Raw genomic sequence first — 12116 nt, forward strand, 5'->3', positions numbered from 1 at the left:
TAAGAAAATCTAAATATTATTAGATAGTGGCGTATATCTTTAAAAAGTAAAATTATTTTGGATAAAACATTCTCTTGCTATCAGCAAAAAAGATATTAACGATCTCTCACGAACCCTTCTTTGCTGATAACAAAAAGGATTTTATTATTTAACCAGATTGTAAGCCCATTCGATCCATTCACAGAGGCATTGTAAATCCTCTTTCTCGACGGTAGCACCGCACCAGATGCGCAAACCCGAAGGGGCATCACGGTAAGAACCGATGTCATAAGCAACTTTTTCTTTCTCAAGCGTTTTAATCAGTTCTTTAAGCTTTTCATCGGATAAATCAACTTTAAAGCAGACACTGGTACTGGACCTTATCTCTTTTGTTTCCGCTAAGAAATGAATCCAGTTGTTTTTAGCAACAAATGCCTCAAAGACCGCCAGATTATCATTTGTCCGCTGAATAAGTGGCTTAAGCCCTCCGACAGACTCTGCCCATTTTAGTGTTGCCAGCCAATCTTCATTAGCCAGCATAGATGGGGTGTTAATAGTAGAGCCTTCAAAAATCTCCTTATTCAGTTTATCGCCTTTGGTCAGTCGGAAAATCTTGGGTAATGGCCAGGCAGGAGTATAGCTTTCTAACCGCTGAACAGCCCGCGGGGATAAAATCAGCATTCCGTGTGCACCTTCCCCACCTAAAACCTTCTGCCATGAGAAGGTAATGACATCCAGTTTATGGTAGGGTATATCCATAGCAAATATAGCAGATGTGGCATCGCAAAGCGTGAGCCCTTCCCGGTCATCAGGAATCCAATCGCCATTGGGTACTTTGACTCCGCTAGTAGTTCCATTCCAGACAAAGACGACATCATTCTTGAAATCGACCTTCTTTAAATCTGGTAATTTCCCGTATTCTGCCTCAAAAACTCTGACATCTTTTAATTTTAACTGTTTAGTGATGTCGGTTGCCCATCCTTTACTGAAAGATTCCCAAACAAGGACATCAACCCCGCGGCACCCTAGCATGGACCACAAGCACATTTCAAAAGCGCCTGTATCGGAAGCCGGTACAATACCTACCAGATAATCATCAGGAAGTCCAAGCATATCTCTTGTTCTTTTAATCGCTTCAGCTAATTTTTCCTTGCCAGGTTTGCTCCGGTGTGACCGGCCAAAAGGTGTATCCTTCAGCTCTTCAACAGAATAACCTGGATGTTTGGCACAAGGCCCAGACGAAAAACAAGGATTATTAGGAACTCGTGTTGGTTTCATTTTATCATTTCCTTTTTTGGTACTGTTAAGTCTTAGGGGGATAAGACATTTTCTAGCTATATGTGAACATGCAATTATAACCATCCCCCTAAGACTTAACAGTACCGCTTTTCGGATAAGAACTAAGAACACATCGAGTTAGAAAACCAACCAGTCCTGTTTACATTATCCATGTTCTTAGAATTGGATTCCTTAACACCCCAGGCCCTCTACTATTTAAAGACGTTTTTATTTATCTTTTCGTGCTACTTTTGCACGGTCAAAACCGATGTTCTTAACCACCAAGCCTGTTGAAAACAAAGGATTCTTCGAGGGACGGAAGGATTTACCTGCTAGAGTTCACCGATAAAGGAAAAAAGGTGGTTGAGATCGGAAACTGGGTAGATATGAAGTTTTTTGAGAAGATTTAGTAAATTCTGAACGAAGAAGAACTTGAAGTTATGGAGAGAATCTGTAAAAAAAATCGCTGCTGGGCTTGAAGAGAAAAAAGATGATTGATGAACGACGAATTAGACACATATATGATACCTGCCGCAAATATGACCGTAATGTCCTGACAATAATTAAATTTCACCGCCGGAGTTACAGATTATGGAAAGTGAAAATACAAAGAAATTACATATCGCAATATTTGCTTCCCACAGAGGAACTAATATGCAAGCGATTATTGATGCTTGCAAAATAGGAGATTTGAACGGGGAAATATGTGCTGTTATAAGCAATAACTCAAATTCGCAAGCCCTGGAAAAAGCAAGAATAGCAGGGATTCCTGAATATCACCTAAGTAATAAAACACATCCAGAAGAAGAAGAATTAGATGAAGCAATATGTAAAGTCCTAACTGAAAGTGGCGCAGATATAGTCGCCCTTGCAGGATATATGAAAAAACTAGGACCTAAGGTTTTAAAACAGTACAAAGGCCGTATACTTAACATTCATCCTTCACTCTTGCCCAAATATGGTGGCAAAGGAATGTATGGAATCCACGTACACAGAGCGGTTATTGATGCAGGAGAGAATACAACGGGGGTTACAATTCATTTGGTAGAGGAGGAATATGATGCAGGGAAGATAATTCGGCAATGTGAAATTGAAGTTCTGGAGGGCGATACAATAGATACATTGTCAAAAAAGGTACTTGAAAAAGAAAACTCCTTCTATGTGGAGACCTTGAGATTAATAAGCGAAGGTGTAATTAAATTGTAATGGCAGAGACGGCAACGACAATATAGAATAGAGTATATAACGGAATTTAAAGCGGTGACATGGACATATCCTGTTGCTTGAAGCAGACTGCGCCAGAGCGAGCTGATCATTAAAATTCCTGAGCCTCTGAAGTTCGAAATATTATTGCATGATATTTGTATTCGTAATACATTGATTTTACAAAAGTAATTTCAAAATTATATTTATCGGCTATTTTTTTAATTGCACTTGGATTATGAGAAAACCCGAGAATATCTCTGGGGTGACTATTCAAGCTTGCCGATAATATAACTTTAAATTCAAAAGCGATTTTGCGCAAAATACTTAAGAAGTTTGCGTCTTGTGAAAACAGTCCTATTTTCCATAATGGATATAATCGAGGGTCCAGTATGTCGAATAACACTATTTTACCCCCTTTATTAAGATAATTTGATGCATTAAAGATAAAGTTATCAATTTCTTGCAATGTCAAATACTGAACCACTCCAGCTGCAGTTATTCGATCAAAGGAGTATTCCAGTTTGTCCCAGACAGTTTTATCATCAGCCTGAATTAACAATATATTCCCACATTTTTTTTCCCTGATTTTTTTGCTTGCTTCATCAAGCATGGATGCGGAAAAATCAACTCCTACAAGCTGTTCATATTCCGGCGCATAGTAAACCAGGAGCTCGCCTGCACCGCATCCAAAGTCAAGCAGGGTTTTGCCCCCACCAAGGTGGAATAGTTTTTCCCTGGCTTCCATGGAAATAAATTCCTCATCTGAAAATCTGTGGCCACCGTCTCTCCGATCTGCAAAAAATTCTACCCAAAAATCCTTTAGTTTGGATACGTTTTTTTCACTTTCCCCAAACATTCTTCCTCTACCCCAAATCCCACTTTTTTCTATATCTTCCCATAATATCAAAAATGAGTTATTATTTAAGAGCTTATATCGCATGGCGGCTTAAATATATCCTTATTTATTTTCTACTAAAAAGACAATATTTCAATCAGTGATATCTTATTTAAATTATTAATGACATTTAATTTTTATGTTTAGCAGTTTATATTCCTTATTTTTTCTGTGTTCGATCTAAAATCGTAAAAATATAACCCTATTTATTTTTTCATTCGGGAAAGGCTTGTGATTCCCTCTTTAATACCGTAGTAATTTACGCTTATCTCTACAATTATTGGCCTAAATCGAAATTTAGGCCTAAATTAAGACATAATTATTTTAGAGAATTATTATTCACCTTAATTGATGGAAAAAAGAGAAATAATGTCTAATTTGATAGTAAGTCTAATAGAACCCTGGTTACACTCAGATTCCAGGATTAGGTTATTTTTTCAAAGTCCCGACTACAGGATAACCCTTTAATATTTTACCCCCGTGTGGCGTCTTGTCCATTTTTCCAGTGAGGTCTGTCCCAGCATTGCATCCGTTGTGAGTGCCATTTTTCCAAATATCACTATCAGATACATTATAGACCTGGCCTTGATAGGCAACGTATACCGTCCCATTTTTACCGTTGTACTCTGCAAGTTCTTTAAGTGTATATTCTTTTAGTTCCGATACCCCTGTCACATTCTGCATTTCAGTTGCGTTCTGTCTTTCAGTTGGAGAAACTGCTTCAGCAAGAGTTATTTCTGTAATAGGAGTTTCATTTACAGCTTCAGTTATAGCTCCAGCTGGAGCTACAGCCTGTTCAGAGTTTCCTGTTTCATTTGGAGTTACCGGTTTATTTCCTGCACATCCTATTGCGAGGAATATGCCGAACAACACTGCCAATACAATCAGCGCTTTTCTCACTATTTCACCCATACAACGTAAGTGTTGTATCCTGAAATGATTTCGCAGATTCAAAACCAGTTGAAAGTTTACATAAAATACAATAGCAGGTAAAGAAAAAGTTAAACGTTGAATAAATTCCAGTTACCTCTTGATAATGTAGATTATGGCTCTTCGTTGTTTTGTGTGGATATTCTCGTAATGTACTCATTAAAAACAATACGGTCTTGAATTGAAAATCATCTTATCCATAGAAAATGACTAAGAGCCTAGATTATTTTGTAAATTCCATGTAGAGACTACATATCACCGTTATGATTACAAATCACCGTTATGATTACAAATCACCGTTATGATTACAAATCACCGTTATGATTACAAATCACCGTTATGATTACAAATCACAGTCATGTGGTGTATGTCCAGAACTGCTGATCCCCGCGTCTTTATTCCTTCGATATCGAAAGCCAGATAGGAGGCTTACTTAGTTGTTGCTAAGCCTCCAAAGAAATTTCTGTGACTTTTTGTTCCTTATCCTTAGATTTAGCCCCAAAGCTCACGTTCCGTTTCATGTTCATAAACTATCTCTATCCACTTTTCACGCAGCATACTGATCCAGTTGGGATGTTCAACGCCTTCATATTCGAATCCTAAAAACTTATCTTTGCCAAAATGGCTAAACGAAAGTGAAGCGACCTGTTCGAGTGATAGGTCATCAAGAGGCATTAATCCAAAAATTCCATATGTTGGACATGTAGCTGGCACAACACCAATTACAGTTTCCTCATCTTTGATGTGGGTATCCACACCGTAGATATCACTACCTGAGCCATCCTGATAAACTGGATTTGATTTAACAAACTTCTTCGTGATTTCCCTGTTGTCTAACCCCTTTTCTGTGACTGTATACTGGACAATTGCATATCCAACTAAAACGCTCTTCGTAACGTACTCAGAAATTCCATCTATGTCCTCAAAGCCAATCTTCATCGGAATAGCATTAACAGCTTCCCTGATTTCATTATACAATTGCTCATTCTCTACCATGCTAATCACTCCCCTGAATAAGCGTTAATATTGCCTTTAGTTATTATATGGTCTTTTTTATTCATAACCGTGAGTACATATTCTCCATTGGATTAGTCATGTGGAGATCAACAGGACAGAAAATACTAAAGAACAGGCAGAAAATAACAAAAAGCAGGACAGAAAATGCAGTCGTTTTTCCCGTAAAAAGGTTGGCAAGAACTAAAATATTTTTCCGACTGCTGAATCTACGAAATTTCTAGCCCTCGTCAACTCGATAAAAGTAAATATAAGTGATGAGCTCATCCCAAAACCAATTCTAATTTCAAAAATTAACAAATTGTTGGAATTATTTTCCAAATTATTATCCATAATCGGAAGCTCGATTAACTGTTTAGAATATGGAATTCAGAGAAATAAATTTGAGTTTTGGTCAGCTCCATTAATATTTTATTTTATGAATCCAATCAAACAATTTCTACTTTTTGAATCGTCATAAGCTCGTTTCCAACAATCTCTCGCAGTTGAGGAATTAAGGATCTTAGTTTTTCTTCATCGTCAATTACTTCCATAACTACTGGAAGGTCATGGCTTAGCTGTAAGACCTTGATGGTATGGATCTTTTTATCCGCTCCATAACCTTCAATTCCTCTGAGAAGAGTTGCGCCATTAATACCTGAATCAAGTAAAAATTCGATAACCTTCTCATAAATGGATTTGTCATGAAAGGTTGCGTTTTGCTTTAGATATATGCGAAGAAGTGCGGAAGGCATGAAATCACCCGGTATTCTTTAATTAAGTGTAATTTTATAGGTTATACAGCCAGCATGGAAAATCAAAGTTGCGCTAGCGTACCCCACTGCAAGAACAGGGTATTTTCGTACCAACGCTCCAAATTTTCATTCCCGCAGCAAGCTAGCAGAGTATTTGACTTAGCAGGGTATTCGACTGAAAAAAATATTTTTAAAATTCTCGTTTTACGCTGCGTCATATAAAATTTGAAAATTTGAAAAGTATTTTATGCTCCATCACTATCTTACTTAAAGAAATAGTGCAGTTGAACTATGAGACCAGTCGCATAAAAGCTCGGTCTACTGATTTAGATTTCACTTTGCACAAACTCGAAGCTGCTTGATTTTAAGACTAATTTAAGACAATAATAGAAGTTACAATTATTAAGTAACTGATAAGGTCTGATTAAAATGCCCAAAATAAGGAATATTTGCAAATGGCTAATGCTTATCACTTTTGTTTCTCTTTTTGTATATAGTTCTGCAAGTGCAGATGATAGCGGATTTAACGATTCCAAATCTAATGAGATCTCTGAGCCTTCTATAAAGGAATTTGAAAATGATCCCTCGTTTATAGCATACAGAGGAACCTTACCAGAAACAACTGATCAGAAGTGGGAAAATTCAATTGTAAATTGCTGGTTAAATCTTACACGAATGGGGCCATCATATTCCGAATTTGACAGCTCTATAAAAAGCGTTGCTTCCAATAACGAAATGCTAATAATTGAATTGGGGTCCGTCTATAAAGAAGAAGTAAATGACTCCAGAATTAACGAGATCTATCAGAAAATTGAGGATTACTGCGAACAGCAGGGAGGCGTAAGTGAGGTTCCTGTGGTCTTTATGTGGGCACAGGATGAGGAGGATCTCCCATTACCGGATTATGGCCCTCAGATTTTCGACGAAGTTAAAAATGAACCCGGATTCATAGCTAGTCGGGGAACAATGCCTGTTATTACAGACGCTAATAAAAAAGTGGGATGGGAAGAAACAGCAGGGAATTGTATTCATAGCTTCAGAGCTGAACTTGGTCATTATATGCTAGAAAATGGTGGACCAGTTGTTAGTTATGGTTATGACTATAGGGGATACATATTTGTGGAGTTTGATAAAAAATCTCCTGAAAACGTTAATGAGTCAATAATTGATGAAATTTACCTAATAATTGACGACCACTGTAAACAAGAAGGCGTAAGTGAAGCGCCAGTAGTTTTTGAATGGGGAGAAGTGCCAACAGTATGTGAAGAACTTTTACCAGCAGATGAGATACCAGATGTGAATGAAAGTAATGACATCAACTCCTCAGGTAATGAAGAAGAGACTGCTGGTAATAAAACAACCAATCAAATACCTGGCTTTACTTCAATAATGGTTATTTTAGGGCTTTTATCATTACTGGTTTTCAAGCGTTCATATAAATAAGCAAGGTCATCATTCCCACCATACAAAGGTTTCCTCAAAATATAAGAACAGTAACCAAAGAACTGTGGAAATTGGATTAGTTCAGAAAAAAGTGTAGCCTTTTAAGGCTACAAGAATAATTTTTTTATTCAGGTATTACTGCGAAACTGTCACAGGAGTTAGCTGGCCTCCGTCAGTCAGAGTGTAAGTTTTACCTTCAAGCCAGCTGTTTGTGCTGGAATTTGAGTCATAATATATGGTATTTCCATTGTCCTTGATATTAGACAATGTGGAATCTTCATCTGTGAAACTTGTCAGGTATGAAGTTCCTGTCACATTCCAGGTACTGGTTGAATCCAGGGTCATGTTCATCGAGCTTGCCGTATTGTTTGCATTAATTGCTCCGGTCAGGGTAGTGTTATTCTGCAACATGGCTGTGACTGAACTGATATTATCGCAGGTAATATTACCATTGAGAGTCTCATTTTCTGCCTTAAAGGTTACAACACCGCCGTTTGATCCTGTATTGCCCCACCTGTCAGCGCTGGCTGTCAAAAGTGTACCAGATGCTGCACTCAAGTTAGCATCTTTTAGCTCTATTATGGATTCTGTATTTGTAATATAGAATAGAGGACCTACTGTCGCATTGAGTGAGCCTCCGTTCATCGTAAAGCTGCTGGTACCTACTTCGGCATCACCTGAGAAACTCTGGTAGAGCATAGCTCCACATTTTTTCTCACCTGAAATGGTGACATTCGTCAAAGATATGGAGTTCTTTCCTTCTATTACGACAGCTTCCGATCCTGTAGCTGTAATAACGGAATCAGAAACTGTAATATTGCCTGTAGAATAGATTCCTGGAGAACCGTCTCCGGCTGTGTTCATAGTCCCGCCTGTAACATTAATATTTCCGTTTCCACGGTCTGTTGCAATGGCTGCACAGTGTTGCCCGACTGTGGTGATATTTACATCCGTACAGGTTATGTTACCGGTCTGGGTTGCATCCACACCACGGGAGCCGTCGGCAGAAGTATTGATCGTAACATTGGACAGAGTTACTGAAGAACCCGATCCCGTAGCAAAGACACCATTGGCGCCATTGGCGTTTGTAGTTACTGTACAATTGGTGAGCTCTATTGCACTTCCGGACTCTGCCAGTACACCAGCATTGAGGCCGTAAAAGTCGCTATTATCATTCGAAGAGGTGTCTCCTGTTTTTGTCACCGTCGAATTTGAAAGAGTGAAAGTACCACCATTAGTAACTTTGATTCCGTTTTCATCGGTATTAGAGGCAATAAAAGCCTGATTTGAGCTGGTTTCAGTTCCTCCGCTCTGCGTGTACGCTTCACTTGCCGTAGAAGTAGTATTGGTATTATTAGTCGTATCGGTGGTTGTACTCGTCGTAGCTTCGCTCGAAGTTTCCGATCCGGACACGCACCCACAAACTGCCAGGGTAACCAGACTGGCTAACAGTACCAGTGTGGCTATGCCTCGAAATTTAAAGTGCATATTCATTTTATCTCCTTTATTCAAGCCTATAGCTGTGTGCCCGCTAAATTGCCAGAAAAAGAGATAAAAATACTTGCAGGATAAGAGGGAAAAAATGAATTTATTTTAAATTTAAAGATCAATTATACAATTTTCATAGAAATAAAGCTTAATTTTTATATATAAGCCTTAATAGCTTTGTTTTAAAGCTTTATTTTGCAGGATATATTCGAGAACGTACCGAAAGTTCTGGAAACAATCTTACTCCCATTATATCCAGTTTTAATGGTAATGGAGATTGCTTATATTATGAACAAGTTGCAAATGAAGGTATGGAATGATACGTAACCAGCAGAATGAGGGCAAACGATTAAAGAAAGCGATTCTATGAGACACACTTACTGATAATGTTGCATGCTTTACTGTTGTGGATAAGCTAGATAATTTGCTTGAGCTAAGAATTCAGACGACATGTAGCGTTATAAGTATTGATATCTGGTATTGATATCTGGTATTGATATCTGGTATTGTTTAAATTGAATGGTTAAGCCGGTATTTTTATGATCACTGCAGAACAAAGCAATACTGATAATATATATATCCGAGAAGTCTCTTCTGAAAGTGATTTAGAAGAAAGCTTGCGGACTGTAAAGACTTCTTTCATAACGGTCGCAAAGGATTTTAACCTTACAGAAAAGGATAATCCTTCAAACCCTGCCTTTACTAATATTACTAAGCTTAAAGAAATGAAAGTAAATGGCGTAAAGATGTACGGTTTATACGTTGGAATTAAACAGGAAGGTTTTGTGGCAATTGAGAAAGCAAACGATGAGATTTTTTATATGGAGAGATTAGCAGTTCATCCGACTTCGCGACACAAAGGCTACGGAAGAAAACTGATAGACTTTGTAGTTGAATATGCTAAACAAAATGGGGGGAAGAAAGTCTCAATTGGAATCATAAATGAGAATGAAAGGCTAAAGAACTGGTATAAGAAATATGGGTTTGAGGAAACAGGATTAAAAAAGTTTGAACATATGTCTTTTACTGTTTGTTTTATGGAGAAAGTTCTTCTATAAATATACGGGATCACTGGCTATTCAATACATTGGTGTTTCCCTTCCCGCTTCGCTCAAAAGGACTCATTCTTGTTCGTTTCTTCTGAACGCTACCTTTTCCCCACAATACTTGTGAAGTTTTTTCGTTCCTCCTGCTTCGCTGCCAGAGTTTCGCTTCGGGAGCACGGTGTCTGTTTCGCTACGCTTTGCTTCGCTCAAGCAGACTTATTTTTGATTTATTTGTTTTTTTTAAATGCCACTTTCTCTCCACAGTACTTGTGAAGTTTTTTCGTACCTCCTGCTTCGCTGACAATGGTAAGCATAGTCATAGGATCAAAGATTCGGGTTCCCATTACTGCAGTAATTCCTCTCTCAAAAAACGGGGCAGGGTAAAGAGGAGAGCTTGGGCCTAGCAGGACAACTTCCCTTGCTGCGCCCCCCAGGGACAGTAGTTCATCAAAAGTCCTGTTGGCGAGAGTACTTGCACTGAGAATGATTACATCCGATACAGGGAGAACTTCTCTGGCTTTTTCCGAGGGCAGAGTCAGGGTTTTCGGAGATTCGATTTCACGCTTTTCGAGGATCGTAAGTTTCTCGGTTATTTTCAGGATTTTAGGGACAAGGGGACCAAAATATCCTACCATTGCAACCCTGTCTTCGGGTTTTATGAGGTCAAGGATATCCACGTTTGATGTCAGGAATTTTTCAGGTTTTGTATCCAGCAGCATGTGAGAAAGAGCATTTGCAGTTGCAATTCCGACCGCAGCTTCAAGAGGATTTTTGGACAGGGCAAGTTCAAGCACTTTATCTGCAGTTTTACCTTTCAGAGAGCCCGCAAACCCGAGAGCAGGACAGCCTGAAAACTCGTAAAGAGGGGTACAGGCAACGCCCCCATAGTTTTCAGAAAGCAGGACTCCGATATAAGCGAGCCCTATCCTTACATCCTTTACTTCTACGTCCTTAAGAGCAGGGTCCAGGTCATTTTTGAGAGCATTCACCAGGGTGGGCAGAATTTCAGTTTCTTCTTTTTTTCTTTCCCCTTTATTTACTTCCCCTGTTTTTCCTTTTCCTATTCCTTTCAGTCCATTTTTTTCCTTTTTTTCTTCATTTTCCGGGAATTTTCTTTTTTCGGGATATTCTGTTTCTGGCATGCTGCCACCTTTTTACCTTTTTATCTCTATTAATCTCTGTTCAAATTCTTTCGATTTTTGTTGAGAAGTCAAGCGGATTTGCGTAATAGGGAGCGCTTATAACGATAATATCTACAAAAGGAGCATATTCAGGAATCATGAGCCCTTTAATTCCTCCTACTGCAAGTTCAAGCTTTGGATTTAGTTTCTTAAGTTCGGGCCCGAGTTCCCGCAGTTCTTCCGGAGAAATATGGTCAAGGAGCATAATATCCGACATTCCGGCATATTTGAACGCTTCTTCTCTCGTTCTGGGCTCTATTTCTATCTTTTTAATAGCCTTGGGCTTTCCCAGTTCGCCTGCAACTTCCAGATGATTCTGGCTGAACTGAATGGAATCGCTGAGGGAGTTTCTATGAATGTCTCCTCCGCCTGCCCGCACGGCTTTAATCTCAAATATCCTCGATCCGGGGTGGGTCTTACGGCTTGTTGCAATAATAAGGTCAGGGTTTGCCTTTCGGCCTGCACTAACGAGAGATGCCGTCTTCGTGGCAATTGCACACATGATGGTGAGGAAAGTCTGGGAAACCCTCCAGTACCTGAACAGGAGTTTAAGGTCTCCTTCGGCTTCGAAAATTGCATCCCCGGGCTTGAAAGTCTCTCCGTCTCGAAGGTAATTCAGGGTCTTCAGGTTTTTTCTTTCATAATACTCTGCCAGGTCGCCAGCACAGGCACATATCCCGTTTTCTCTTGAAACAATCCTCATTTTTCCCCTGCCTTCAAGCCTGAGCAGTTCTGCGCTTTCATCCTGATAAGGACAGTCTTCATAAAAATACAGATCAAAAAGGTCTATCATGTTTTACCTCAGAGATTTTCGTTATAAATTCCTTGCTTTTATGTTTCAATGTTCTTAGCTGCCGGTTTTTATATTAATCTCGTATCAACCTCGTATCAATTTCTTTGCTACCGGCGTATTTTCATTTTA

At 38.9% G+C, this 12116-nt stretch carries 12 protein-coding genes; 3 read left to right on the plus strand and 9 right to left on the minus strand.

What is annotated here, in order from left to right:
- Positions 1-144: 144 nt before the first annotated feature.
- Positions 145-1257 (minus strand): phosphoserine transaminase, encoded by a 1113-nt coding sequence (locus tag MSVAZ_RS17540; RefSeq protein WP_048124309.1) that lies wholly within the window; start codon positions 1255-1257, stop codon positions 145-147.
- A gap of 591 nt (positions 1258-1848) precedes the next feature.
- Between MSVAZ_RS17540 and purN the strand changes: the two genes are divergently transcribed.
- Positions 1849-2463: a phosphoribosylglycinamide formyltransferase gene (purN, locus tag MSVAZ_RS17550; protein ID WP_048123088.1), complete on the plus strand. Its 615-nt coding sequence runs from the start codon at positions 1849-1851 to the stop codon at positions 2461-2463.
- A 109-nt stretch (positions 2464-2572) separates the two neighbouring features.
- Here purN and MSVAZ_RS17555 read toward each other — a convergent pair whose 3' ends face one another.
- The 4 genes from MSVAZ_RS17555 to MSVAZ_RS17570 form a co-directional block, all read right to left on the minus strand.
- Positions 2573-3319, minus strand: coding sequence for a class I SAM-dependent methyltransferase (locus MSVAZ_RS17555; protein ID WP_048123089.1), 747 nt, complete (start codon positions 3317-3319; stop codon positions 2573-2575).
- A gap of 468 nt (positions 3320-3787) precedes the next feature.
- A complete protein-coding gene (locus MSVAZ_RS17560; RefSeq protein WP_232316148.1) occupies positions 3788-4270 on the minus strand; it encodes a cytochrome b5 domain-containing protein in 483 nt (160 codons plus the stop codon).
- A gap of 510 nt (positions 4271-4780) precedes the next feature.
- On the minus strand, positions 4781-5284 hold the full coding sequence (locus tag MSVAZ_RS17565) for a hypothetical protein (protein ID WP_048123090.1): 504 nt from the start codon (positions 5282-5284) through the stop codon (positions 4781-4783).
- A 446-nt stretch (positions 5285-5730) separates the two neighbouring features.
- The gene (locus tag MSVAZ_RS17570) at positions 5731-6036 is read right to left on the minus strand and encodes a DUF190 domain-containing protein (protein ID WP_048123092.1); all 306 of its coding nucleotides are present in this window, start codon (positions 6034-6036) and stop codon (positions 5731-5733) included.
- Between the two features lie 429 nt (positions 6037-6465).
- Here MSVAZ_RS17570 and MSVAZ_RS17575 point away from each other — a divergent pair, with 429 nt between their 5' ends.
- Positions 6466-7479: a hypothetical protein gene (locus MSVAZ_RS17575; RefSeq protein ID WP_048123094.1), complete on the plus strand. Its 1014-nt coding sequence runs from the start codon at positions 6466-6468 to the stop codon at positions 7477-7479.
- Between the two features lie 135 nt (positions 7480-7614).
- Here the strand turns inward: MSVAZ_RS17575 and MSVAZ_RS17580 are convergent, their stop codons facing one another.
- Positions 7615-8967: a right-handed parallel beta-helix repeat-containing protein gene (locus MSVAZ_RS17580; RefSeq protein WP_048124314.1), complete on the minus strand. Its 1353-nt coding sequence runs from the start codon at positions 8965-8967 to the stop codon at positions 7615-7617.
- A 539-nt stretch (positions 8968-9506) separates the two neighbouring features.
- Here MSVAZ_RS17580 and MSVAZ_RS21465 point away from each other — a divergent pair.
- Positions 9507-10025 carry a GNAT family N-acetyltransferase gene (locus MSVAZ_RS21465; RefSeq protein ID WP_048123096.1) on the plus strand — a complete coding sequence of 173 codons (519 nt, stop codon included), beginning with the start codon at positions 9507-9509 and terminating at the stop codon, positions 10023-10025.
- Between the two features lie 63 nt (positions 10026-10088).
- Here MSVAZ_RS21465 and MSVAZ_RS21640 read toward each other — a convergent pair whose 3' ends face one another.
- Genes MSVAZ_RS21640 through MSVAZ_RS17595 form a run of 3 tightly spaced genes read right to left on the minus strand, consistent with a single transcriptional unit; the run spans position 10089 to position 11987 of the window.
- The gene (locus tag MSVAZ_RS21640; RefSeq protein ID WP_255351948.1) at positions 10089-10223 is read right to left on the minus strand and encodes a hypothetical protein; all 135 of its coding nucleotides are present in this window, start codon (positions 10221-10223) and stop codon (positions 10089-10091) included.
- A gap of 17 nt (positions 10224-10240) precedes the next feature.
- Positions 10241-11155, minus strand: coding sequence for a Rossmann-like domain-containing protein (locus MSVAZ_RS17590; protein WP_084626190.1), 915 nt, complete (start codon positions 11153-11155; stop codon positions 10241-10243).
- 40 nt (positions 11156-11195) lie between these two features.
- Positions 11196-11987 (minus strand): beta/alpha barrel domain-containing protein, encoded by a 792-nt coding sequence (locus MSVAZ_RS17595; RefSeq protein WP_048123098.1) that lies wholly within the window; start codon positions 11985-11987, stop codon positions 11196-11198.
- Positions 11988-12116 lie beyond the last annotated feature (129 nt).

It is taken from the genome of Methanosarcina vacuolata Z-761, assembly GCF_000969905.1.
GTDB lineage: Archaea > Halobacteriota > Methanosarcinia > Methanosarcinales > Methanosarcinaceae > Methanosarcina > Methanosarcina vacuolata.

What these genes read in the sequence shown, in the direction of transcription:
- MSVAZ_RS17540 (WP_048124309.1), bottom strand. Translation starts at nt 1,257, where the DNA reads ATGAAACCAACACGAGTTCCTAATAATCCTTGTTTTTCGTCTGGGCCT.
- purN (WP_048123088.1), top strand. Translation starts at nt 1,849, where the DNA reads ATGGAAAGTGAAAATACAAAGAAATTACATATCGCAATATTTGCTTCC.
- MSVAZ_RS17555 (WP_048123089.1), bottom strand. Translation starts at nt 3,319, where the DNA reads ATGTTTGGGGAAAGTGAAAAAAACGTATCCAAACTAAAGGATTTTTGG.
- MSVAZ_RS17560 (WP_232316148.1), bottom strand. Translation starts at nt 4,270, where the DNA reads ATGGGTGAAATAGTGAGAAAAGCGCTGATTGTATTGGCAGTGTTGTTC.
- MSVAZ_RS17565 (WP_048123090.1), bottom strand. Translation starts at nt 5,284, where the DNA reads ATGGTAGAGAATGAGCAATTGTATAATGAAATCAGGGAAGCTGTTAAT.
- MSVAZ_RS17570 (WP_048123092.1), bottom strand. Translation starts at nt 6,036, where the DNA reads ATGCCTTCCGCACTTCTTCGCATATATCTAAAGCAAAACGCAACCTTT.
- MSVAZ_RS17575 (WP_048123094.1), top strand. Translation starts at nt 6,466, where the DNA reads ATGCCCAAAATAAGGAATATTTGCAAATGGCTAATGCTTATCACTTTT.
- MSVAZ_RS17580 (WP_048124314.1), bottom strand. Translation starts at nt 8,967, where the DNA reads ATGCACTTTAAATTTCGAGGCATAGCCACACTGGTACTGTTAGCCAGT.
- MSVAZ_RS21465 (WP_048123096.1), top strand. Translation starts at nt 9,507, where the DNA reads ATGATCACTGCAGAACAAAGCAATACTGATAATATATATATCCGAGAA.
- MSVAZ_RS17590 (WP_084626190.1), bottom strand. Translation starts at nt 11,155, where the DNA reads ATGCCAGAAACAGAATATCCCGAAAAAAGAAAATTCCCGGAAAATGAA.
- MSVAZ_RS17595 (WP_048123098.1), bottom strand. Translation starts at nt 11,987, where the DNA reads ATGATAGACCTTTTTGATCTGTATTTTTATGAAGACTGTCCTTATCAG.